We start from the raw sequence: 22,266 nt of genomic DNA, 5'->3' as shown, positions 1-22,266 counted from the left end.
TCCGCACCGATTGTGCTTGGACAGCCGGAGATCGAAGGGGATCAAAGGGGGCGGTCCAGGTGGTTCTTACCTACATGCGGAGAATATCCATGCGTTCCAAGTTGCTCGCGGTGGCGATTGCTGCCGGTTTGGGCGTTACCAGCATCCACGTCATGGCCGACCCGGCCCCGGCGTCGTCCTCGAAGACCAGCACCTCGCAGTCGACGCAGGCCGCGGAGATCGAAGCGCTGAAGGCCCAGTTGCAGGCCCTGCAGGCGAAGGTCGTCGAACTGGAGCAGCGCACGGATGCGCAGTCTGACATCAACGTGTCCACCGGCCAGGCCGTGGAGACCGTGCAGAAGCAGGTCGCTGCCACCGATGCACAGGTGAAGAAGTCGGGCGACAAGCTGTCCTACAAGGGCGTGAACATCACGCTGGGCGGCTTCCTCGCTGCTGAATCGGTCTACCGTTCGGCTCAGGAAGGCGCGGACATCGCCTCGAACTACAGCGCGATTCCGTACAAGAACGTGCAGACCGCGCACATGAACGAGTTCCGCATGAGCGCTCGCCAGAGCCGCCTGTCGGCCCTCGTGCAGGGTGACGTGAGCCCGGATACGCACCTGGCTGGTTACATCGAGATGGACTTCCTGGGCGGCGCCCAGACCGCGAACTCGAACGAGTCCAACTCGTTCAACCCGCGCATGCGCAACGTCTACATGACGGCCGATTGGGACACCTCGGGCCTGCACTTGCTGGCCGGTCAGAACTGGTCGCTGCTGACGCTCAGCAGCAAGGGCATGCTGCCGCGCAACGAGCTGACCCCGCCGCAGATCGACGCACAGTACATCCCGGGCTTCACCTGGGCGCGTCAGGACCAGATCCGTTTGGTCAAGGATTGGGACAAGACCTACTGGCTCGGTATCTCGCTCGAGAACCCGCAGACCACGTTCTACAGCAGCCCGAACCAGGCCAAGGCACCGGTCCAGCAGACGGCTTACAACATCTCTGCTGGTTCGGGTTTCGACTCGGCCAACACGCTGTCGCTGAACCACATCCCCGACGTCATCGTGAAGTTTGCTGCTGACCCGGGCTATGGCCATTACGAAGTGTTCGGCGTGGGCCGTGCCTTCTACAACCGCTATGCCATCAATGGTTCGTACCAGAACCACGACACGTGGGGCGGTGGTTGGGGCCTTGGCGTGGTCCTGCCGCTTATCGACAAGACCCTGGACTGGCAGTTCTCGGGCATGGACGGCAAGGGCATCGGCCGCTACGGCAGCGCCCAGCTTTCCGACGTGACCTTCAGCCCGAACGGCAACATTGCCCCGATCAAGGAAAACATGCTCCTGACGGGTCTGACCTGGCACGCCAACTCCGATGTGGACGTCTATCTCTTCGGTGGTCGCGAACAGGCCAGCAAGAAGGACTTCAACAACGGCACCACGGCCCTCGGCTACGGCAACCCGGCGTACAACAACAGCGGCTGCGACATCGCTGGCAACACCAACTGCGTGGGCAACGCCCGCGAGATCTGGCAGGGCACCGCCGGCTTCTGGTGGAAGTTCTACCAGGGCAAGTTCGGCAAGATGCAGTTCGGTGCGCAGTACTCGTATACGCAGAAGGAAGCGTTCCCGGGTCAGGGCTTCATCAACGGCGTCAGCGGTCCGGTCGGCAATGGTCTCGCTTCGCCGAAGGCCACGGAGAACATGTTCTTCACCTCCTTCCGCTACTACCCGTTCTAATCGGATCGGCGGTACGGCTATCGCAAGGGAGTTCGACCCAAGGACGGAAAAACGGCGGGCATTGCCCGCCGTTTTGCTTTTTTATTCGCAGCGTTTTTTGCGCAATGTTCGCCTCGAACATGAATGCGCGCTGGCATATTTCTGAAGATGCGTGATTGATCTCGCGCAAAGTCTTGCGGCTGTCATGTGATTTCCGATACCTTCGATCCCATGACTTCGCGTCTCCTCCACTCCCGCTTCGCCATGTTCCTGGCGTGCCTGTTCGGCCTGCTTCTGCTGGTCGGCACGCCCGTGCGTCCGGTGAAGTTCTCGTCCGCAGTGTCGGGCGACAAGGCAGTGGCTGCGATGGTCGTGGTTGACGACGTTGCCGACACGGCGGCGGACGACAACACCACCAAGTCCTCTTTCGAAGACACCACGAACGGCGGCATGGATGACATTCTCCATCCGTTCGACGTGGCTTATCTGTGGGCGCCCATGCTCACCCAGGCTCCTATTTCGGTCAGCTACGACCTGAGCCTGCACACCCCTGCGCCCCAACTGCGCCCGCCAGAAGCCGTCTGACAGCGCTGCCGCTGATGCGGCAAGCGTTTCCGTGCGCGCACGCCTTGTCGGTCTGCCGCGCTTGATGGCTCCCTCAGTGAACTGATTCCGCGCATGCGGTGCGCTTCGTGCGTCCGCGCGTGGTTTGGGCCATCTGTTCCTTCTTTATCCCCAACGCCCAGTGTATGGCGCGCGTCGCGCCGTGGGCGTCTTATCGAATTTATGTCTGGAGTATTCGCATGAAGCGTCTGATCGAAGGTTTCGAACAATTCCGTAATGAAGTTTTCCCCGCTCAGCGCGAAGTGTTTCGCAAGCTGGCGGCGGGACAGAGCCCCAGCACCATGTTCATCACTTGCGCCGACTCGCGCGTGATGCCAGAGCTGATGTTTTCCGCCCAGCCGGGCGAGCTGTTCGTGTATCGCAATATCGGCAATATCGTGCCGCCGTATGCGCAGCACGTGAGTGGTGTGGTGGCGGCGATCGAGTACGCGGTGAAGGTGCTCAAGGTCAAGCACATCGTGATCTGCGGCCATTCCGACTGCGGTGCGATGAAGGCGCTGCAGCACCCCGAGCTGGTGCATGACATGCCGTCGGTGGCGGCGTGGATGATGCATGCCGATGTCGCGCGCTACGTCGTTCAACAGAACGGCCCGGGCCTGCACGGTTCGGAAGGATTGCGTCGCCTTACCGAAGAAAACGTGGTGGGGCAGTTGGAAAATCTGCGCACGCTGCCCACTGTCGCCGCGGCGCTGGCGAGTGGCCAGCTGCGCATCCACGGTTGGGTATATGACATCGAACACGCGGGATTGAAAGCGTTTGATGCGCAGCACGGTCGTTTCGTGCAGATCGAATCTGGCAGCGATGACATGCCGGAAGCGACGCCCCATGCGCGGTTCTCCATGCCTACTGCGTCGGCTGCCTGAGGATCGCCGTCGTGATAAGCAACTACTTTAAGCAGGGACTGTTCGGGCGTGACCTGCTCGGTTCCATCGTGGTGTTCCTGGTGGCGTTGCCCTTGTGTATGGGCATCGCCATCGCTTCGGGCATGCCGCCGGCGACAGGCCTGATCACGGGCATCGTGGGTGGCTTGGTGGTGGGCATGTTCGCCGGCTCGCCGCTGCAGGTCAGCGGCCCCGCGGCGGGCCTCGCCGTACTGGTTTTCGAACTGGTGCGCGAGCATGGCGTGATGGCGCTGGGTCCGGTCGTGCTATTGGCCGGTCTGATCCAGGTCGCTGCCGGCCTGTGTCGCGTGGGCGTATGGTTCCGCATGTGTTCGCCGGCTGTCGTGGCGGGCATGTTGTCGGGCATTGGCGTGCTGATCGTCGCCTCGCAGTTGCACGTGCTGATGGATGCTTTGCCGAAGGCGCGTGGTCTTGAGAACTTCGCTGCGCTTCCCGGTGCGGTGATCGATGCGGTGCAGGGCGATGCAGGAAGCATGACGGCACTGGCCGTAGGTGTGGGCACGATTGCCATCATGCTTGGCTGGGAAAAGCTGCGTCCCGCGAAGCTGCGTTTCGTGCCGGGCGCATTGCTCGCCGTGATCGCGGTGACGGCTGTGGTGCAGTTCGCCGGCTTGTCGGTGAAGACGGTGGACGTGCCGTCCAACCTGCTTTCTGCCGTGTCGTTGCCGACCTTTACCAGCATGGCTGGGCTGCTCGAGCCGTCGCTGATGATCGCGGCACTGACGTTCGCCTTCATCGCTAGCGCTGAAACGCTGCTGTCCGCCGCTGCGGTGGATCGCATGCACGATGGTGTGCGCACCAAGTACGACCGCGAGCTGACCGCGCAGGGCGTCGGCAACATGATCTGCGGCCTGTTCGGCGCGTTGCCGATGACCGGCGTGATCGTGCGCAGCGCCGCCAACGTGCAGGCCGGTTCGGCCACGCGCATGGCGACAATCATGCACGGCGGCTGGTTGCTGGTGTTCGCGTCGTTGCTGCCGTGGCTGATGCGCATGACGCCGGTGGCGTGCCTGGCGGGCATCCTGGTGTTCACCGGTATCAAGATGGTGAACTTCAAGCAGGTGAAGGCGCTGGCGCAGTACGGCAAGGGCACGGCGTGGATCTACGTGGCCACCACTGCGGCGATTGTGGCGACCGACCTGCTTGCAGGTGTTCTGATCGGCTTTGCGTTGTCGCTGTTCCGCCTGGCGTTGCACTCGTCGCGTCTGAAGGTGGGCTTGGATCATCACGAAGAACCGGGTACCGCTTCGTTGCGATTGGAAGGCTCCGCGACGTTCCTGCGCGTTCCGTCTGTGGCACGTACGCTGGAACGCGTGCCGCCGAATACGCGCGTGCAGCTGGATGTGGGTGGTCTCCATCACGTCGACCAGGCGTGTCTGGAATTGCTGCGCGAATGGGGTAGAAATGCCTCGGCGCGCGGCTGTGAGCTGGTGGTGGACTGGCAGCAGCTCAACCAGCGCGTGGAAGGCGTGCGACGAGCGGCATAGGGCCGCTCGTCATGAAAAGGAGCCTCTTGTGCCTCCCCTCCCTCTCCTCATGAGGGGCTCCTTAGATCCCCGGGCGGTCGTGACGGCGTAGGTACCGTCGCGTCAGCGGGCCTGGGACGTGCTGTCGGCCACTGTACTGGCGGTGGTCGACAGCTGTGCTGAGTCCCAGCCACCACCGAGTGCACGGATCAAATCCACACTCGCCTGCAAGCGCCTTGTGCGCACCTGTTCCGCACTGCGCTCGGCCTGCAAAGCCGCTGTCTGCGCAGTCACGACGTCGAGATAGTTCACCGCACCTTCGCGATAGCGATTGGTGGAGATCGTCTGCGAGTCGCGGGCGGCGCTCGCGGCATCATCTTCTTGGTGCGCTTCCTTGCCGAGTTGCTGAAGCAGGGTGAGATTGTCTTCCACCTGCTGGAACGCGTTCAGTACGGTGCCGCGATACAGCCCGGCGGATGCATCCAGATTGGCTTGCGCGGCTTGCACCTTGGAGCGACGCAGACCACCGTCAAATAGTGTCATGGCCAGATCGGGCCCCAGCGCCCAGTAACGATTGCCGGCGCTCAAAAGGTTACCCATGCCGGTGTCCTGAAAGCCGAACATGGCGGAAAGACTCAAGCGCGGGAAAAACGCCGCACGCGCGACGCCGATCTCCGCATTCGCTGCGAACACGCGGCGTTCGGCCGCGGAGATGTCGGGGCGGCGTTCCAGCAATTGCGACGGTACGCCCAGCGGAATCGCCGGTACGTTCATTGGCGTGTTGTCGAGCGCCAGCGAGAAGCGCGAGGCAGATTCACCCACCAGCGTGGCAATGGCGTGTTCGGTTAGCGCTCGTTGGGCGACCACTTCGGATACCTGTGCCTGTGCGTCGGACAGCTGCGTCTTTGCGCGACTGACATCGAGGCCTGAGGCAACGCCGCCCTGGAATCGTCGCTCGGTCAGGTCCAGACCTTGCTGGTAGGCATCCAGCGTGTCCTTTAGGATACGCTCCTGCACGTCGTAGCCTCGAAGGGCGACATAGAGGTCAGCGAGCTGCGCCTCCAGGCTAAGCTTCACCGACGCGAGATCGGCCTGCGCAGCCGTGGCATTGGCGTTGCCCGCGGCGACCTCATTGCGCACGCGCCCCCACAGATCGATCTCGTAGCCCAGGCCAAACCCGAACGTGTTGGCACTGTATTCGTTCGGCTGGTTGCTGCCGCGCAGCGGGCGATTGTTTGACTGGCGGTTGCGCGAGTCAGCGGCATCGACGCCCAGCGTCGGATACATGTCGGAGCGGGCTTCGCCGAGTAGCGCACGCGCGGCATCGTAACGTGCGAGTGCGACGGCAAGGCTCGGATTGGATGTATCGAGCTGGTTCTCCAGCTTGTCGAGCCCAGGATTTGCATACACCGACCACCAGGGGCCGCGCGACGCAGTGTCGGCCGGATGTGCCGGCGACCACAGGCCTTCCGCCGTCTGACCAGCGTAGCTATCGGGCACCGGGCCGACGTCAGGCTTCTTGTACGTAGGCGCTAACGAGCACGCCGGCAGCACGGCGACCAGGGCCAGTGGCAGGAGTCGACGGAGGAAGGGCGGGTTGAGTGTCATGAGGTCACTCCGGTTTGGCGGCGCCATCGGCATCCGCGCGTGCGATCTGTACCACGTCGCCCTGCATCACCGAATCGGACGGGTGATTGATCACGCGGTCGCCGGGCTGCAGGCCCTTGTCGATGCGCAGGCGGTCGCCCAGGTCCGTCGCGATATGCACGTCACGCAGCACCACCTTGTTGTCGGTGCCGACCACGGCAACCTGTGGACCCTGCGCGCGGAAGATCAGTGTGGTGGCTGGCACCGTCATCGTGTGGCTGTTGGCCGCCATTGGCAGATGCACTTCGGCATACGCGCCAGGCAGCAGCGCGCCCTTGGGATTGTCTACTTCGAACTGCGCCAGCAGCGAGCCGGAAACCTGGTTCACCGCGCCGGAATTACCGATCAGGCGGCCGGTGAACTGTTCGCCCGGATGGTCGGGCACATCGAGCTGCACGCTCATGTCGGGCTTGATCGAGTCGGCGTAACCCTGCGGCACCTGCACATACAGGCGCATACGGGTGGTGTCGGACACGGTGAATAGCGATGGTGAGCTTTCGCTGTTGGCGCTGATCAGATCACCGATGTCGGTATTGCGCGCCGTCACCGTACCGGCGAATGGCGCGGTGATGTGTTTGAACGCTTCCAGCGCCGCGATGCGATCGACATCGGCTTGCGCGCCGAGCACGTTGGCTTGCGCGGCCTCCGCTTCGCCAGCCTTCTCATCAGCCTCCTGTTTGGAGACCGAGTTGGAGGTGAGCAGGTTCTTCCAGCGCTTGTCGGTGAGTACGGCCAGGCGAGCATTGGCCTGCGCACGGGCGAGATTCGCCTTGGCCTGCTCGAACTGCTGATCCAGTTCCGGTGTATCGATTTCGGCCAGCGACTGGCCTGCCGCCACTTGGCTGCCGATGTCGCTGCTCCAGCTCTTGAGGTAACCGCTTACGCGTGCGTGGATGGGCGCGCTGATCCAGGCGTCCAAATGGCCGGGCAGCGTCATCGCTTGACCATTGCCGCCGCCTTCGGCTGTTACCAACTGGACGGTGGGCGTGATCTGCGCGTCGGTCCACTTCACTACGCGGTGGTAGTCGTAGGCACGTACCGAGATGCCAGCGATGGTGGCGACGACGGCGATGGCCAGGCCGATACGCACCGCGCGCCCGAGCTTCGGCGTTCGCGCAGGCGTTGCAATGGTGGCGTCATGCGACATGGACGGGTTCTCCAAGAGCGGAATCGGATTGGGTTTGCGCCTGCTCGCGGCCATGCACGATGCTGAAGATCACCGGCACGAAGAGCAGGGTGGCGAAAGTGGCGAACAGCAGGCCGCCGATGACGGCGCGACCCAGCGGCGAGTTCTGTTCCTGCGTCATGGCCATCGGCATCATGCCGATGATCATCGCGAGCGCGGTCATGCAGACCGGACGGAAGCGTGTGAAACCGGCTTCCAGCGCTGCCTTCACCGCGTCACCGTGTTCGGCGAGGCGTTCGCGGCAGAAGCTGACGACCAGGATGGAGTTGGCGGTGGCGACACCCATGCACATGATCGCGCCGGTCAATGCAGGCACCGACAACGTGGTGTGCGATAGGAACAGCATCCACACGATGCCGGCGAGCGCTGCGGGCAGGGCGGTGATGATCACGAACGGATCGAGCCACGACTGGAAGTTCACCACGATCAGCAGGTAGATCAGCACGATTGCACCGACCAGACCGAAGATCAGGCCGCTGAAGGCGTCGTTCATGGTATCGGCCTGGCCGTGCAGGCTGACCAGCGTGCCCTTTGGACGCGTAGCGGCGAACTGGTTGAGCACCTTCTGCACGTCGTTGGCGACCGCGCCAAGGTCACGATCCTGTACCGATGCGTAGATGTCGAACGACGGCATGATGTTGTAGTGCGATACCACCGCAGCACTCGGCACACGCGTGAAGGTGGCAAGGCCGCCCAACACCTGGCTCGCGCCGGCGCCTGCGGGCGTGACGGGCAGCCCGGCGAGATCAGCCATGGTGTCCATCTTGTACTGCGGCGTCGCCGCGACGATGGGATACGACACGCCGTTCTTCGGATTGAGCCAGAACGTCGGCGCCACCTGCGAACTACCCGCCAGTGAAGCCACCATGGTGTTGGTGACGTCGCGCTCGGTCACGCCGAGCATGTCGGCGCGCGTGCGATTCACCGTCACGTTGAGCTGCGGGTAGCTGGTGCTCTGCTGCAGGCGGACATCCGCGATGCCGGGCACTTGGCGCAAGCGCTTCATGATCTCGGTGGCGTAGGTCTCGTTGGCCTTCAGGTCGCGGCCGGAGATGGTGACGTCCAGCGGCGCGGGCGCACCGAAGTTGAGGATCTGCGAGCTCATGTCCGCGGGAAGGAAGGCGAATTCGGTGCCGGGGAATTCACGCGGAAGCTGCGCGCGAAGTTCGCGCACGAACTCAGCCGTCGGTGCGTGGTTCTCCTTCAGCTCGACCTGGATATCGCCATCCTGTGGGCCGATGGTGCCGCTGGAGTTGTAGACCATGTTTACGCCGGACAACGGCAGGCCAATATTGTCGATGACCGTATCCAACTGGTCGGGCGGAACGACCTTGCGAATGGCCGCTTCGATGCGGTCGAACTCGGCGGCCGTCTCTTCCACGCGGGTACCCATGGGGGCGCGCACATGCAAGGCAATAGCGCCGGCATCTACGTCGGGGAAGAAATCCCGACCAAGCAAGGGCACTAGTGCGAACGAAGCGAGCACGAAGGCCATGAAGCCAATGATGAAGCGCTTGCGGTGGGTAAGTGCCACGGTCAGCGTTGCATGATAGACGTCGCGCACCTGGGCAAAGCGATGTTCGAAACGCTGCTGAAACTTGACCATCGCGCCCAGGAAAGCGCTGCGCTTGCGCGACGCTGGCTGATCACCCTCGTGATGGTTGAGGTACTCGTCCTCCGGATGATCGCCTTCACCCTTTTCGGTGTGGTGGGGCTTGAGCAAGTACATCGCCAACGTCGGCACCAGCGTGCGCGACAGGACGAAGGACGACACCATCGCGAAGATCACGGCCAGCGCCATCGGGCGGAACAGGAAGCCGGCGATGCCGTCGAGCATGAACATCGGCACGAACACGATGCAGATGCAGAGTAGGGAGACGAAGGCCGGCGTCACGATCTGTTTCGCGCCATCCATGATCGCGTCATGGACGCTCTTGCCCTGCTCGAGATGCCAGTTGATGTTCTCGATGGTTACCGTGGCATCGTCCACCAGGATACCCACGGCCAGCGCCAGGCCGCCTAGCGTCATCACGTTGAGTGTCTGGCCGGTGGCTGACAGCAGCGCGATGGCAGAGAGGATGGCGAGCGGAATCGATACGGCGATGATCACCGTCGAACGCCAGCTGCCGAGGAAAATCAGGATCATCACCGAGGTCAGCAGCGCGGCGATGATGCCTTCGCGTGCCACCGAGGAAATGGCCGCCTTCACGAAGGTCGACTGATCGCTCAGTAGCGTCACCTTGAGGCTGTCCGGCAGCGTTTCGCGCACCAGCGGCATCAGCGCCTTGATGCCGGACACCACGGAAAGCGTCGAAGCGTCGCCGACTTTCAGCGCAGGCATCAGCACCGCGCGCTTGCCGTCCACGCGTACGATATTTGTCTGCGGAGCCGCGCCGTCGCGCACGTGGGCCACGTCGCCGATGGTGATGGTGGCGCCGTGCACGGTTTTCACCGGCAGTTGGTTCAACTCGCTGATGGCTTCGGGACTGTTGTTGAGCTGCACGTGGTATTCGTACGTGCCGATCTTGGCCGTGCCCACGGGGATGATCTGGTTCTGCTCAGCCAACGCGTTGCTCACGTCTTGCGCGGAGAGGCCATCTGCGGCGAGCGCGCGCGGGTCAAGGTCCAGCGTGACTTGGCGCGCGGCGCCACCGTAGGGCGTCGGCACGGCCACGCCGGGCACCGAGGTCAGCATCGGGCGCATCACGTTGAGGCCCTGGTCGAGGATCTTGGCCTCGGACATGCTCTTGCTCGACAACGCCATCTGCAGGATGGGCACGGTCGAGGCGTTGTAGTTGAGGATCAGCGGCGGCGTGATGCCCGGCGGCATCTGCTTGAGCACCGTCTGCGATATCGAGGTGACCTGCGCCGTCGCGGTGCGGATATCCACGCCCGGCTGGAAGAAGATCTTCACGATGCCCATGCCGGGCAGCGACTGCGACTCGATGTGCTCGATGTTGTTAACCGAGGTGCTGAGCTGGCGTTCGTAGTAGTAGACGACGCGGCCCGACATCTGGTCGGGCGGCAGGCCGTTATAGCTCCACACCACGCTGATCACCGGAATGCCGATGTTCGGGAAGATGTCGGTGGGCGTGCGGAACGCCGCCAGCGGACCGGCGATGAGGATGAGCACCGCCAGCACAATGAACGTGAGCGGACGTGACAGGGCGATTCGGACAAGGCCAAGCATGGGACGGTTCCAACGTTGCACCAGCGCTCGGGGCGCCGTGGCGTGACGGTGAGGCTGTCACGGCATGGAAAGAAGGGGCGGGAAGCCCGTCAGCGAGGTGGTGCGGAGCAGATCCTGTGAAGCGGCATGGTGTGTCTCGCAGCGGAATAGGGGCAGGAGGCCCCGACGCTCGGCATGATCGCAGCGCAATCTTGTGGAAACCTTTTGGGTGGCTGAAGGTTGGCTGTTCGGCGGAATGGCGACGCCAAGTGCCTGAAATAAAAGATTCGCGCGGGGCGTGAGATGGCGCAGGGCACCGGTCGCCGCATGGCGGTGGCCCGGAACAGCGGGTGGGAAAGCTTTGAAGCTTTAGTGCTGCTGGCAGGCCATGCGGATGCGCACGAGCAGACCGCGACCCAATGGCGATTCCAGCAGCTCGATGGATGCTTCGTGCAGTTCGATGGCTCGCTGCACGATGCTCAGGCCCAGGCCGTACCCACGCGTGGCGCTTTCCACTTCGCGGTGAAAACGCTGGAACACGGCTTGGCGCCGGTCCTCGGGGATGCCCGGTCCGTTGTCGCAGATGTCGATGATGGCTTGTCCGCTTTCCCGGCGGATGGAAACGTCGACCTGGCCGGTTGCCTCGGTGTAGCGCAAGGCATTTTCGATCAGGTTGCGGAACATGGCGGTGAGCGCGACTTCGTGGCCAAGCACGACGATCATGTCCTCGTCGTGGGTCAGGCTGATTTCGATGTCTTTCTCGACAATCAGCGGGGCGAGTTCTTCGATCACTTCGGTGGCGATGCGGATAAGGTCCATCGGCGTGCGCTGCTGCGACGCCGCGCCGGCTTCCAGCCGCGCCATGGCCAGGATCTGCTCGATGCGGCGTCCGAGGCGCGCCATGCTCTGCTGGGCGTTGCGCACGGTGAACTCCACCTCGGTGGGGTCGTTGCTGATCATCGCGCTTTCGAGATGGATCATCGTTGCCGCTAGCGGCGTGCGCAGCTCGTGTGCGACATCGGTGGCGAAGCGGTGTTCGCGATCCAGCGCGTCCTCCAGCCTTTCCAATTGTTGGTTGAGCGCGGCGATCAGCGGTTTGATCTCGCTGGGCGCGAGCTCGGCCGGCATGGGTTTGCGGCTGCCGGGTGTGCGTCGATCCAACATGTCCGTAAGCACGGCGACGGGGCGCAGGCCTCGTTTCACGGCCAGACTCACCAACAACGCGAGTAGCGGCAGACCGATCAGCAGCGGTAGCGCGTGCTCGATCACCAAGCCCCGCGCGATGTCACTGCGGTTGTCCGAGCGTTCACCAATGCGGATGACTAGATTCGCGCGATTCTGCAGGGTGAAGGTGCGCCATTGCCGCCCTTCGTGCTGAATGTCGCGGAAGCCTCGCTCTTCGACGGTGGGCGGCGACAGGTCGGCAAAATTGGAGGTGGCGGCGATCAGGTCGCCTTGCGGGTCGTAGGCCTGGAAGCCGACTTCGGGCTCGTAATTGCGTGGATGCACCGACACGACCACGCCGTGGCCATGCTTGTCGCCGTTCTGCTGGATGGCCGGCAGGTCGGCATCGCGCAGTGGCACCTGGCCATGGGCGATCAGGGTGCCCAGCGTGCGGCCGGCCTGGGCCAGACGACCGTCCAGCAGCTCGTTCATTTCGCGTAGTTCGCGGCGGTAGCTGATCCAGCCCAAGGGAATGAGCACAGCGACCATCACCGCGATGATTAGCCAGGTTAGGCGAGTACGAAGGCTGGCCGGATGAGGGGTCATTGGGGCTCGCGCGGAATCATGTAGCCGATGCCGCGCACCGTGTGGATCACTTCCGGGCTGAGTTTGCGTCGCAACCAGTGCACCTGCACCTCGATGGCGTTGCGCTCCACGATGGTGTCCAAGCCGTAGACGGAGTTCTCCAGCGCTTCCCGGCGCACGATGCGGCCGGCGCGCTCCATTAGCACGCGGAGCAGGGCGAATTCGCGGCGCGTCAGCGTGACGCGCTCGCCACGGAACTCAACTTCGGCCGTGGCCAGGTTGAGGCGCAGGCCACCCACTTCGACCAGGTTGTCGGCCAGACCTTGGGTGCGGCGGGTCAGGGAGCGGATACGCGCGGCCAGCTCACCGAGATGGAATGGTTTGACCAGATAGTCGTCTGCACCCAGGTCCAGTCCGCGGATACGCATTTCCAGTGCATCACGGGCGGTCATCACCAGCACCGGCGTCTTCACGCCCGAGCGTCGGGCTTCGCCCAGCACTTCCAGCCCGTCCTTGCCGGGCAGGCCGAGGTCGAGCAGTACCAGGTCCACGGGGTCGCCGCGCAGGGCCTCCATGGCCTCGCGGCCATCGCGCAGCCAGGTCACCGCATAGGATTGGTGCTCCAGCGCGTGCTTGATCGCGCCGCCCAGTTCGGCATCGTCTTCTACCAGCAGAATATGCATGCCATCACACCCGTATTGGACTCGGCAATGGCACCACGTTCACCGTGCCAGCCTCCATGATCCGCAATCTACCTTTTGTGGATCTTTTCCCGGCCACGAAGGCGGTCGGGATTCCAGGGTGTCACGTTGGCAAGTGAGACGCGCCGCGTCAATCCAACAAGGCGAAAAGAAAAACGGCGAGCCCGTCGGCCCGCCGTCTTCCTTCCTGTTTCAGCGCCTATGCGCGACGCTGTTGAAAGCGTGAAGGGAATGTATGTTCAGGGCGTCTTGGCGAGCGCGGCCTGCACGATGGCGTCACGTAACTGGGCCTGGTTGAGGGCGACCCCTTGTGACTCATCAATGGCTACCGCCTTGATCGACTGCGGCTTGAGCATCAGGTGGCGCTGCAGCTCCCAGCTGCTTGCCTGCTGCTGGGCGCGTGCATAGTCGTCCGGGGTGCTTCCTACAAACCCGATGACGGCGTAGCCATTGAGGTCGACGGTATAGGTTTCGACGGTAGCTTGCGCCTGACCAACGCAGGCGAGTGCAACTGCAGCCACGACAGCGGTGAGAATGAAGCGCTTCATGGTGGTGCCTCCTGACGGGGAGAGTTCCGGGGGAGGTTTGACCTTAGGCCTGCAGCACCTTTGAAGCTTGATGAACTTGCGCGAAAGGCTGAGGAATTAGTGAGGTTTCCTGCTGCATACCTCGCGTTGTATGCCACTTGTCATGCATTTTTTCGCAAAGTGGTGTCGTCTGACCGCAACACGTCGCTACACGCCGATGACATGGCGTGTTGGACTCATGACGTTCGCTTGCATCGATGCCTCAGTAGTTCACCTGTAGTTGCATGCGAAACAGATCGCCCCTGAGGACTGAATACGGCGATGCCGTGACATTGGTCCGTCGCATATTGGCGTATGCCATGGTGATCTCGATGGCATTGGACGGCTGCCACTCGACGCCGAGCTCCGTCTCGTCGACCAGCATGCGTGGATTATTCGTGTCGAACTTGGCCGCGCCTCGGTAAGTCTGCCAGCGCAGATAGGGCAGCCACGTGCCGCTGTGGCGTGTGTCCAGCTTGTACATGGCTTGCACATAACCGCCACGCAGCGAGCGCGTGCGGATGATGCCCTTGTCGAAGTCCAGCTGTGGCCCGCGCCCCACCGTCCATTCCGCCTGTAGGCCAAAGGGCTGCGGGTAGTAGATGGCGTGCACGGCAACGCGCTGGTCGAGTGTGCCGTTCTTCGACGATGTATCCACGGGCGTCACGTTGCGCTTGCCCACGGTGATGGGGGCGGGTGTAGCCACTTTGAAGCGTCCGGAGTAGGCGTCGGCACCCACTTCGAGATACTGGCCATTGTCGAACTTGAATGGGTAGGTGAGATGCACGATGGCGTGCATCTCACCATTGCGCTCGGCGCGGTTGGCACCTTGTCCGTTGTAGATGCCTACGCCAACGACGCCATAGTCGCCCGAACCCTTGAGGCCCGACTTCACCAGGTATTGGAAGCGGCTGCGGATTTCGCTGGGCGTGTAGTAGAAGAACACGCCCATATCACGTTCGTCACGGATACCCGCATTGAGCGCATCGGCGCGATCGAAGGCGAGGCGGTTCTGGCTGGACTGCAGGTTCTCCCAGCCATAGGGAATCTTGGACTGGCCGGCGCGCACGCGGTACTCGCGTTGCGGATCGAAATAGATATCCGCGTACGCATCGCGCAGCTGCGCGAAATTGGATGTGCTCGAACCGGTCGGCGTGCTGGCGAAATCGGGCTGCAGATAAATCGATACGTTGTCGGCAATGTCGCCGCTGATGACGAGACGCGCCCGACGCAGACCCATGGTTTGGTCGTCGCCGATGAAGCGATCACCCGGCGAGCGGAGCAACGAGGCGTCCTCGCCGATGCCGTGGTTGTAGCGCATCTGCAAGTAGCCGCGCAGTGAGAGATGGTCATACCACTTCTTGCTCGTGGCTTCCGTCTTGGCGGGTGCCGGTGCCGCAGCAACCGCTGGCGCTACGACGGTCGGCGCTGGTGCTTGCGATGGTGGTGTGGGGTCGGCACCCGTGGCAGTGCCTGGCACCTTCGTCACGGTCGTCTCGTCGACCTGGACGAACTTGCCCAGGCGATCACGGCCGGGGCCGGGCTCGGCAAAAATCTGTTTGGTTTTGCGATCGACGAAGAACTCGATGGCTTCTTCGGCGAATGCTTCGCCTGAGGTCGTCGCGCCCAAGCCCCAAAGCATCGTTGCCAGTGTCTGTTTTTTCATGCCATCGCCCGGGTGGTGGGGCGATGCAATGCAGGCTCGCCCTTATATGGTTATCGCAAAAATTTGCGATTCGGCGATGCAACGTAAAGGGGCTGTGTGTCGGTGGCATGACAAAAGTGTTGCTCCGCCACCCGTTTATTACGATTTCGCTCAGGCCGGCGTCTTCTCCTTGAAGCGGCACAGGTCGCGGATGACGCACTGCGGGCAGTCGGGCTTGCGCGCCTTGCAGACGTAACGGCCGTGCAGGATCAGCCAGTGATGCGCATCCTGCTTGAACTCGGCCGGCACCACTTTCTCCAGCTTGTCTTCCACGGTGCGCACGTCCTTGCCGGGAGCGAGGCCGGTGCGGTTGGAGACGCGGAAAATGTGTGTGTCGACGGCGATGGTCGGCTGGCCAAAGGCCGTATTGAGCACCACGTTGGCCGTCTTGCGGCCGACGCCAGGGAGGGCTTCCAGTGCTTCGCGCGTGCGCGGCACCTCGCTGTTGTACTGGTCCACCAGGATGCGGCACAGCGCCATCACGTTCTTGGCCTTGCTGTTGAACAGGCCGATGGTGGCAATGTACGTCTTGAGCTTCTCTTCTCCCAGATCGAGGATCGCCTGCGGCGTATTGGCGACGGGGTAGAGTTTCTTGGTCGCCTTGTTTACGCCCACGTCGGTGGCCTGAGCAGAGAGCACCACCGCGACCAATAACTCGAACGACGTGGTGTAGTCGAGTTCTGTGGTCGGGTGCGGATCGAGTTCGCGCAAGCGGGTGAACAGCTCGACGACGTCGGCTTTCTTCACTGGGGCTTTCCTTGTTGTTTCGCCTTGGCGCGAGCCAGCGCCGCCAGTACAGGATTGGTCGGTGTCTGCACCGCCGCCATTTCCGCCTTGCGTGCGGCAAGCTCAGCTTCTCGCTGTGCTTTCTCACGCGTCAGCCGCGACTCGCGACGTTGGAAGTGCAAGCGGGCGGCATCGGCATGGGCATGGGCAAGATCGTCTACCTGCGCCTGTGGCATCGGTTCGAGCACGATGCAGTCCACCGGACAGGCCGGCACGCACAACTCGCAACCGGTGCAATCGTCGCTCACCACCGTATGCATCACCTTGGGCGCACCGATGATGGCGTCCACCGGACAGGCCTGGATGCATTTGGTGCAACCGATGCAATCGGCCTCAACGATACGCGCGAGCGTGCGTGGCTTTTCGATCCCATGCTCCGGATCAAGCGGCAACGCCGGCACGTTGAGTAGTTCCGCTAGCCGGGCGATGCCTGCGGCACCGCCCGGTGGGCATTGATTGATCCTGGCGTCGCCGCGCGCAATAGCCTCCGCATAAGGGCGGCAGCCGTGATAGCCGCATTGTTCGCATTGCGTCTGCGGGAGCAGGGCGTCGATGCGGTCGGCTAGCGACATAAGAAAGCGATCAGCGAACGGTTGCGCCCGGCGTCGCACCCTGGTCCGCGTCGAGCAGGAACAGGTCGCTGCCGCCGTCGCCGGCGGACAGGATCATGCCTTCGGACAGGCCAAAGCGCATTTTGCGCGGCGCGAGGTTGGCGATGAACACCACGTTGCGGCCCACCAGCTTCTCCGGTTCGCCGTAGGCGGCGCGGATGCCCGAGAAGATCTGGCGCGTGCCCAGCGTGCCGGCGTCCAACTCAAAGCGCAGCAGCTTGTCCGAACCGTCCACGAACTCGCAGGCGGTGACCTTGCCGATGCGAAGGTCGAGCTTGGCGAAATCGTCGATGCCGATGACGGCAGTGGCGTCGGTGGCGGGCGTGGTGCTGGCTTCAGTCATGGTCTTGGTTTGTTCTTTGGCTTTCTTGGGAGCGGGCTTGGCCTCGATCGGCGCGAGGGAATCCTTGGACGCCTCGACCATGGCTTCGACCTGCTTGGGATCGATGCGGCCGAGCAAGGGCTCGAACGCGTTGATGGTGTGGTTGTGGAGTTCCGCGCGGGCATCGTCGAAGCCGGTGATCGGCGCGGCAAGGAAGCGCTCGGCGGCTTCCACCGTGGCGGGCACTACGGGCTTCAGCACGCCGGCGAGCAGGCGGAACGCAGCCAGCGCGAACGAGCACACCTGGTGCAGCTCCCCGCGAAGTGCTTCGTCCTTGGCCATGGCCCACGGTGCCTTGGCCGCGATGTAGCCGTTGACCATGTCGGCCATGGTCACGAAGCGGCGCGACATTTCCGCGAAGTCTTTGCTGTTGTAGAACGCAGGTACGTCGCCATAGAGCGAAAGCAATTCGCGCCACAGTTCCTGTTCTTCCGCGCTAAACGCGGGCGCCAGGCGGCCGTCGAAGAACTTATGCACGAAGCCCGCGGTGCGGCTGGCGATGTTCACCCACTTGCCGACCAGGTGCGAGTTGACGCGTTCCTCAAAGGTCTTGAGGTCCAGGTCCACGTCCACCGGTGCGTCGCTCAGCATGGTGGTGAAGTAGTAGCGCAAGAATTCCGGATGCAGGCCCGAGTCCAGGTAGGTGCGCGCCATGATGAAGGTGCCGCGCGACTTGGACATCTTTGCGCCGTTCACCATCAAGTAGCCATTGACGTGCAGCGCCGTCGGCACGCGGAAATTCGCGCCGTGCAGCATCGCCGGCCAGAACAGGCCATGGAAGTTGATGATGTCCTTGCCGATGAAGTGGTGCATCTCGGCGCGACTGTCGGGCGACAGGAAATCCTCAAACTTCAGGTCGGTGCGGTCGCACAGCGCCTTGAAGCTGGCGAGGTAACCTACGGGTGCGTCCAGCCACACATAGAAGAACTTGCCGGGTTCGTCGGGAATCGGGAAGCCGAAGTAGGGCGCATCGCGCGAGATGTCCCAATCTTTCAGGCCGCCGTCCAGCCATTCGCGAAGCTTGGCGGCTACACCGCTGTTCGCCACCGGTTGGCCGTTGGTGAATTTGCCGGCGAACCAGTCGCGCAGCAGCGTTTCGAACTTGCCCAGCTCGAAGAAGAAATGTTCCGAGTCACGCAGCACCGGCGTGGCGCCCGACATCACCGAGTAGGGGTTGATGAGATCGGTGGGCGCGTAGGTGGCGCCGCAGTTCTCACAGTTGTCGCCGTACTGGTCGGGTGTCTTGCAGTTGGGGCAGGTGCCCTTGATGTAGCGATCCGGCAGGAACATCTCCTTTTCCGGATCGAACAACTGCTGGATGTCCCGGCGGGCGATGAAACCGCCGTCACGCAGGCGCGTGTAGATCAGCGAGGCGAGCTCGCGGTTCTCTTCCGAGTGCGTGGAATGGTAATGGTCGAATGCCACGCCGAAGGCCGCGAAGTCAGCCTCGTGGCCGACGCGGATGCCTTCGATGTACGTCTCCGGCGACAAGCCGGCTTTCTCCGCTGCCAACATGATCGGCGTGCCGTGGGCATCGTCCGCACATACATAGATGGCCTCGTTGCCTTGCATCCGCTGCGCGCGCACCCAGATGTCGGCCTGGATGTAGCCCAGCAGATGACCCAGGTGAAGCGGGCCATTGGCATAGGGCAGCGCGTTGGTGACGAGTAGGCGGCGGCTCATGGGGTGGCAACAGTCTTGTTGGACGGGGTTGTCCATTATGGCATGCGTCGCCAGGGGCACCGCATCACAGCGGTTTGGACGCCCGTCGCACCATAAGCATGCAGGCGGCGAGCACAGCAACCGGCAACCACACCCAACACAGCTCCGAGACGATCACATGCCAGCCGCGCTCGCTGAAGAAGCGTGCTCCGATGGGTGACACGGCGATGGGATGGAATGGCGCGAACCATCGCGCATCGCTGAAGGGCCACCACAGGGCTACGCCGAGACCGCCATCGGTGCATGCATCGAGCAGCGGGTGCGAAAGCGTGGCTAGCCCCACGAACCATCCTGCTCGTTGCGCCGTGCTGTTGAGGCTGCGATGGGCCCATGTGGCCAGTAATCCCAGCAGGGCGGCAAAGGCGATGGAGTGTGTGGCACCGCGATGGCCGAACGCGTTCGCGTAAGGAATATGCAGATGGAAGGCGAGCACATCCGCATCCGGAAGCATGGCGGCCAGGGCACCCGCGGCAAGCAAGCGACCGCTGATGCGTTGGCGGCCGGCGGCTGCGCCGAGCATCAAAGGGACGACGGCGTGGGTAAAAACAGTGGTCATGCAAAACAGTCCTTGTTGTCGCGTGCGATGTCCGCGAGGGTGTCACACCCTTGGGGCAAACCCGGGGCAATCCGGTGGTGCGCCGGCAGTCGTCATAAATGACTTGCACGTTTGTGCACGATTTAATACATTTATATCCATTCTTGCAGATGGGTACGCCTGTGGACGTCACCACCGATACTTTACGTAGCCAGGCCGTTTCGACGCTGCCGGCCGCTAAGCGGGCCACCCGCCTGATTTTCCTCGTCTCCGGCATCGGCATGTCGGTCTGGGCACCCATGGTCCCGTACGCCAAGGCGCGGCTGGGGCTCGATGACGCTCAGCTCGGCCTTGCCTTGCTGGCATTCGGTGGTGGCTCGATGCTTTCCATGCCGTTCGTGGGCTGGCTGGCGCACAGGCTCGGCAATCGCACGGTGATTGTCGTTTCGGGCCTACTCATGTGTGCTGCGTTGCCCGCGTTGGCGATGGTGTCGAGCATTGCTGCGCTGGTCGCGGCCTTGCTCTATTTCGGCGTGATGCTGGGTGCGGTCGACGTGGCCATGAATGCCCACGCGGTGGACGTCGAACGCCATGATGGTGGCCGATTGATGTCGGGTTTCCATGGTCTTTTCAGCCTGGGTGGCCTTACGGGCGCCGCGGTGATGAGCGGACTGCTCGCTGTCGGCGTATCGCTGACGTTCGCCGCCAGCGCCATCGCTGTGCTGTTGGTGGTGATGGTGCTGTGGTTGCGGAGCGATCTGCTCGACGATGCGCCTGCTGCCGTTGAATCACGCAAAGAGCCGTTAGGCATGCCGCATGCGCTGGCCTGGTTGCTGGGCTTGTTGTGCTTTGTCAGCTTTCTCGCCGAAGGCGCCATGCTGGATTGGAGCGCGGTATTCCTGCGCGATTTCCGCGGCGTTTCGCCAGCATCTGCAGGGTTCGGCTACGCCTGTTTCTCCGTGGCGATGGCCACGGGGCGACTGACAGGTGATCGCATCGTGGGTCGTTACGGGCCGGAGTGGGCCGTGCGCATTGGTGCGGCGTTGGCGGCCGTGGGCTTTCTGCTGGTGGCCTGCGTGGGTGGCGTGGTCGTGTCGCTGGCGGGTTTCGTGCTTATCGGCCTTGGCGCTTCCAATATCGTGCCGGTGATGTTCAGTGCGGCAGGGCGCTTGCCTGGCACGCCGCCGGCCATTGCCATTGCCACGGCGACAACGCTCGGTTATGCAGGTTTGCTCAGTGGTCCGGCGTTGATTGGTTTCGTGGCGCATGCGAGCAGTTTGCCGATAGCCTTCGTTGCCGTGGCGGGACTGTTGGTACTGGTGGGACTTTCGGCAAGGATCGTGAAGCGATGAACAAGCAAGTCGATACCGTGGTCTTCGATCTGGGCAACGTATTGATCGGTTGGGATCCGCGCCGGCTCTATCGGCAACTGATCGACGACGAAGCGCAGATGGAGTGGTTTTTGCGTGACGTCTGCAGCAGCGAGTGGAACGAGCAACAGGATGCAGGTCGCCCCTGGGCGGAAGCGACCGCGCTACTGCGTACCCGCTTTCCCGAACACGCCGAACTGATCGATGCCTACCATCTTCGCTGGGAAGAAACGCTGGTCGGTGCACTGGATGAGAGCGTCGCATTGCTGGCGGAGCTGCGGGCGCGTGGCGTGCGGCTGCTCGCGCTGACCAACTGGTCGCAGGAAACATTCCCCATTGCCCGGCAACGTTTCCCGTTCCTGCAATGGTTCGAAGGCATTGTCGTGTCCGGCGAAGAAAAGCTCATCAAGCCCGATCCGCGCATCTATCAGCGGCTCCTGGAGCGCTACGCGGTCGACCCGGCCAAGGCTTTGTACATCGACGATTCGGCTCGCAACGTAGCGGCGGCCGAAGCGCTGGGCATGCACGGTTGGTGGTTCCGCGACGCCGATGGCTTGCGTCAACAATTGGTGGAACTGCAATTGCTCGATACGCCACTCAGCGAGGTCTCGCATGGTTAAGTCGCCCGTGGTCGATAGCAATGCGCTGCCGGAAGAGCGGCAGCAACGCATCCTTGAACGCCTGCGTGCAGAGGGGCGCGTGGTGGCGGCGGAGCTGGCCGCGGCTTTTGAAGTCTCCGAAGACTCCATTCGCCGCGATCTACGCGAGCTGGCGGCACTGGGACTATGCAAGCGAGTCTATGGCGGCGCGCTGCTGCCGGCCGTCACGCTTACACCGCTGAAGCAGCGTCGCCACGAACACTCGGCGCGCAAGGAGGCACTGGCGCGCAAGGCGGCGAGTCTGGTGCAGGCCGGACAGACGCTGTTGATCGACGCGGGCAGCACCAATGCGGCCATCGCGGCGGCCTTGCCACGCGATGCACGGCTCACCGTGATCACGAACGCGCCGCACATCGCGCAGGTGCTGCTCGATCGCGAAGGCTTCGACGTGTTGCTGATCGGTGGGCGCATTGATGTCACCATCGGCGGCGCGACTGGTGCGCAGGCGGTGGATCAGGTGCGCCGCGTGCGTGCCGATCTCTGTTTCCCTGGCGCTTGCGCCGTCGACGCCGCGCATGGCTTATGGGGATTCGACAGCGAGGAGTCGCTGTTCAAGCGCGCCATGATCGAGGCCAGCGACGAAACCGTGGTCGTGGCGACTGATGACAAGCTGGGCGCGGTGGCGGCGCATCAGGTGGCCGAACTGGCGCGGGTGCAGCACCTGGTGGTGGAGCATTCGGCCGACAAGGCCACTCGTTCGGCATTTACGGCGCGTGGCGTGGCGGTGCATCGCGCCGAGGCCACGGCAGGCTGAGTGTTGATGCTCTCAAGCCGGGGCGCACAAGT

At 63.1% G+C, this 22,266-nt stretch carries 18 protein-coding genes; 7 read left to right on the top strand and 11 right to left on the bottom strand.

Going from position 1 to position 22,266, the window contains the following annotated elements:
- Positions 1 to 89: 89 nt before the first annotated feature.
- The 4 genes from DyAD56_RS24405 to DyAD56_RS22510 all read left to right on the top strand — a co-directional run bounded on the left by DyAD56_RS24405 (position 90) and on the right by DyAD56_RS22510 (position 4,713).
- Positions 90 to 1,721, top strand: coding sequence for a hypothetical protein (locus DyAD56_RS24405; RefSeq protein WP_102305073.1), 1,632 nt, complete (start codon positions 90 to 92; stop codon positions 1,719 to 1,721).
- A 210-nt stretch (positions 1,722 to 1,931) separates the two neighbouring features.
- Positions 1,932 to 2,285, top strand: a complete 354-nt coding sequence (locus DyAD56_RS22520) for a hypothetical protein (RefSeq protein ID WP_146010600.1) — start codon at positions 1,932 to 1,934, stop codon at positions 2,283 to 2,285.
- Positions 2,286 to 2,503: 218 nt separating this feature from the next.
- The gene (locus DyAD56_RS22515) at positions 2,504 to 3,187 is read left to right on the top strand and encodes a carbonic anhydrase (RefSeq protein ID WP_102305071.1); all 684 of its coding nucleotides are present in this window, start codon (positions 2,504 to 2,506) and stop codon (positions 3,185 to 3,187) included.
- A 14-nt stretch (positions 3,188 to 3,201) separates the two neighbouring features.
- Entirely contained in the window at positions 3,202 to 4,713 is a 1,512-nt protein-coding gene (locus DyAD56_RS22510) for a SulP family inorganic anion transporter (RefSeq protein ID WP_102305136.1), read from the top strand.
- Positions 4,714 to 4,815: 102 nt separating this feature from the next.
- Here DyAD56_RS22510 and DyAD56_RS22505 read toward each other — a convergent pair whose 3' ends face one another.
- From DyAD56_RS22505 to DyAD56_RS22455, 11 genes are all read right to left on the bottom strand, one after another.
- A complete protein-coding gene (locus tag DyAD56_RS22505) occupies positions 4,816 to 6,300 on the bottom strand; it encodes an efflux transporter outer membrane subunit (protein WP_102305070.1) in 1,485 nt (494 codons plus the stop codon).
- A 4-nt stretch (positions 6,301 to 6,304) separates the two neighbouring features.
- Positions 6,305 to 7,486: an efflux RND transporter periplasmic adaptor subunit gene (locus tag DyAD56_RS22500; RefSeq protein WP_102305069.1), complete on the bottom strand. Its 1,182-nt coding sequence runs from the start codon at positions 7,484 to 7,486 to the stop codon at positions 6,305 to 6,307.
- Positions 7,476 to 10,715, bottom strand: coding sequence for an efflux RND transporter permease subunit (locus DyAD56_RS22495; protein WP_102305068.1), 3,240 nt, complete (start codon positions 10,713 to 10,715; stop codon positions 7,476 to 7,478). The genes DyAD56_RS22500 and DyAD56_RS22495 overlap by 11 nt, the downstream gene beginning before the upstream one ends.
- Before the next feature lie 348 nt (positions 10,716 to 11,063).
- Positions 11,064 to 12,464 (bottom strand): ATP-binding protein, encoded by a 1,401-nt coding sequence (locus DyAD56_RS22490; protein ID WP_102305067.1) that lies wholly within the window; start codon positions 12,462 to 12,464, stop codon positions 11,064 to 11,066.
- Positions 12,461 to 13,126: a response regulator gene (locus tag DyAD56_RS22485; protein ID WP_102305066.1), complete on the bottom strand. Its 666-nt coding sequence runs from the start codon at positions 13,124 to 13,126 to the stop codon at positions 12,461 to 12,463. The genes DyAD56_RS22490 and DyAD56_RS22485 overlap by 4 nt, the downstream gene beginning before the upstream one ends.
- A 257-nt stretch (positions 13,127 to 13,383) precedes the next feature.
- Positions 13,384 to 13,692, bottom strand: coding sequence for a hypothetical protein (locus DyAD56_RS22480; protein WP_102305065.1), 309 nt, complete (start codon positions 13,690 to 13,692; stop codon positions 13,384 to 13,386).
- A 241-nt stretch (positions 13,693 to 13,933) separates the two neighbouring features.
- Entirely contained in the window at positions 13,934 to 15,376 is a 1,443-nt protein-coding gene (locus DyAD56_RS22475; RefSeq protein ID WP_102305064.1) for a porin, read from the bottom strand.
- A 150-nt stretch (positions 15,377 to 15,526) separates the two neighbouring features.
- The gene (gene nth / locus DyAD56_RS22470) at positions 15,527 to 16,162 is read right to left on the bottom strand and encodes an endonuclease III (protein WP_102305063.1); all 636 of its coding nucleotides are present in this window, start codon (positions 16,160 to 16,162) and stop codon (positions 15,527 to 15,529) included.
- Positions 16,159 to 16,773: an electron transport complex subunit RsxB gene (gene rsxB / locus DyAD56_RS22465; protein WP_102305062.1), complete on the bottom strand. Its 615-nt coding sequence runs from the start codon at positions 16,771 to 16,773 to the stop codon at positions 16,159 to 16,161. The genes nth and rsxB overlap by 4 nt, the downstream gene beginning before the upstream one ends.
- Positions 16,774 to 16,783: 10 nt before the next feature.
- Positions 16,784 to 18,877, bottom strand: coding sequence for a methionine--tRNA ligase (gene metG, locus DyAD56_RS22460; protein WP_102305061.1), 2,094 nt, complete (start codon positions 18,875 to 18,877; stop codon positions 16,784 to 16,786).
- Positions 18,878 to 18,941: 64 nt separating this feature from the next.
- A complete protein-coding gene (locus tag DyAD56_RS22455) occupies positions 18,942 to 19,472 on the bottom strand; it encodes a metal-dependent hydrolase (RefSeq protein WP_102305060.1) in 531 nt (176 codons plus the stop codon).
- Between the two features lie 149 nt (positions 19,473 to 19,621).
- Here DyAD56_RS22455 and DyAD56_RS22450 point away from each other — a divergent pair, with 149 nt between their 5' ends.
- The 3 genes from DyAD56_RS22450 to DyAD56_RS22440 are packed head-to-tail and all read left to right on the top strand — an operon-like array spanning position 19,622 to position 22,234.
- Positions 19,622 to 20,803 carry an MFS transporter gene (locus tag DyAD56_RS22450; RefSeq protein ID WP_102305059.1) on the top strand — a complete coding sequence of 394 codons (1,182 nt, stop codon included), beginning with the start codon at positions 19,622 to 19,624 and terminating at the stop codon, positions 20,801 to 20,803.
- Entirely contained in the window at positions 20,800 to 21,441 is a 642-nt protein-coding gene (locus DyAD56_RS22445) for an HAD family phosphatase (RefSeq protein WP_102305058.1), read from the top strand. Before DyAD56_RS22450 ends, DyAD56_RS22445 begins: the two co-directional genes overlap by 4 nt.
- A complete protein-coding gene (locus DyAD56_RS22440; RefSeq protein WP_102305057.1) occupies positions 21,434 to 22,234 on the top strand; it encodes a DeoR/GlpR family DNA-binding transcription regulator in 801 nt (266 codons plus the stop codon). Before DyAD56_RS22445 ends, DyAD56_RS22440 begins: the two co-directional genes overlap by 8 nt.
- Positions 22,235 to 22,266 lie beyond the last annotated feature (32 nt).

This window comes from Dyella sp. AD56, assembly GCF_002878475.1.
Lineage (GTDB): Bacteria > Pseudomonadota > Gammaproteobacteria > Xanthomonadales > Rhodanobacteraceae > Dyella.
This window is presented reverse-complemented; position numbering and strand designations above follow the sequence as displayed.

What these genes read in the sequence shown, in the direction of transcription:
- DyAD56_RS22490 (WP_102305067.1), bottom strand. Translation starts at nt 12,464, where the DNA reads ATGACCCCTCATCCGGCCAGCCTTCGTACTCGCCTAACCTGGCTAATC.
- DyAD56_RS24405 (WP_102305073.1), top strand. Translation starts at nt 90, where the DNA reads ATGCGTTCCAAGTTGCTCGCGGTGGCGATTGCTGCCGGTTTGGGCGTT.
- DyAD56_RS22485 (WP_102305066.1), bottom strand. Translation starts at nt 13,126, where the DNA reads ATGCATATTCTGCTGGTAGAAGACGATGCCGAACTGGGCGGCGCGATC.
- rsxB (WP_102305062.1), bottom strand. Translation starts at nt 16,773, where the DNA reads ATGTCGCTAGCCGACCGCATCGACGCCCTGCTCCCGCAGACGCAATGC.
- DyAD56_RS22520 (WP_146010600.1), top strand. Translation starts at nt 1,932, where the DNA reads ATGACTTCGCGTCTCCTCCACTCCCGCTTCGCCATGTTCCTGGCGTGC.
- DyAD56_RS22440 (WP_102305057.1), top strand. Translation starts at nt 21,434, where the DNA reads ATGGTTAAGTCGCCCGTGGTCGATAGCAATGCGCTGCCGGAAGAGCGG.
- metG (WP_102305061.1), bottom strand. Translation starts at nt 18,877, where the DNA reads ATGAGCCGCCGCCTACTCGTCACCAACGCGCTGCCCTATGCCAATGGC.
- DyAD56_RS22495 (WP_102305068.1), bottom strand. Translation starts at nt 10,715, where the DNA reads ATGCTTGGCCTTGTCCGAATCGCCCTGTCACGTCCGCTCACGTTCATT.
- DyAD56_RS22455 (WP_102305060.1), bottom strand. Translation starts at nt 19,472, where the DNA reads ATGACCACTGTTTTTACCCACGCCGTCGTCCCTTTGATGCTCGGCGCA.
- DyAD56_RS22515 (WP_102305071.1), top strand. Translation starts at nt 2,504, where the DNA reads ATGAAGCGTCTGATCGAAGGTTTCGAACAATTCCGTAATGAAGTTTTC.
- DyAD56_RS22500 (WP_102305069.1), bottom strand. Translation starts at nt 7,486, where the DNA reads ATGTCGCATGACGCCACCATTGCAACGCCTGCGCGAACGCCGAAGCTC.
- DyAD56_RS22450 (WP_102305059.1), top strand. Translation starts at nt 19,622, where the DNA reads ATGGGTACGCCTGTGGACGTCACCACCGATACTTTACGTAGCCAGGCC.
- DyAD56_RS22445 (WP_102305058.1), top strand. Translation starts at nt 20,800, where the DNA reads ATGAACAAGCAAGTCGATACCGTGGTCTTCGATCTGGGCAACGTATTG.
- DyAD56_RS22505 (WP_102305070.1), bottom strand. Translation starts at nt 6,300, where the DNA reads ATGACACTCAACCCGCCCTTCCTCCGTCGACTCCTGCCACTGGCCCTG.
- DyAD56_RS22480 (WP_102305065.1), bottom strand. Translation starts at nt 13,692, where the DNA reads ATGAAGCGCTTCATTCTCACCGCTGTCGTGGCTGCAGTTGCACTCGCC.
- DyAD56_RS22475 (WP_102305064.1), bottom strand. Translation starts at nt 15,376, where the DNA reads ATGAAAAAACAGACACTGGCAACGATGCTTTGGGGCTTGGGCGCGACG.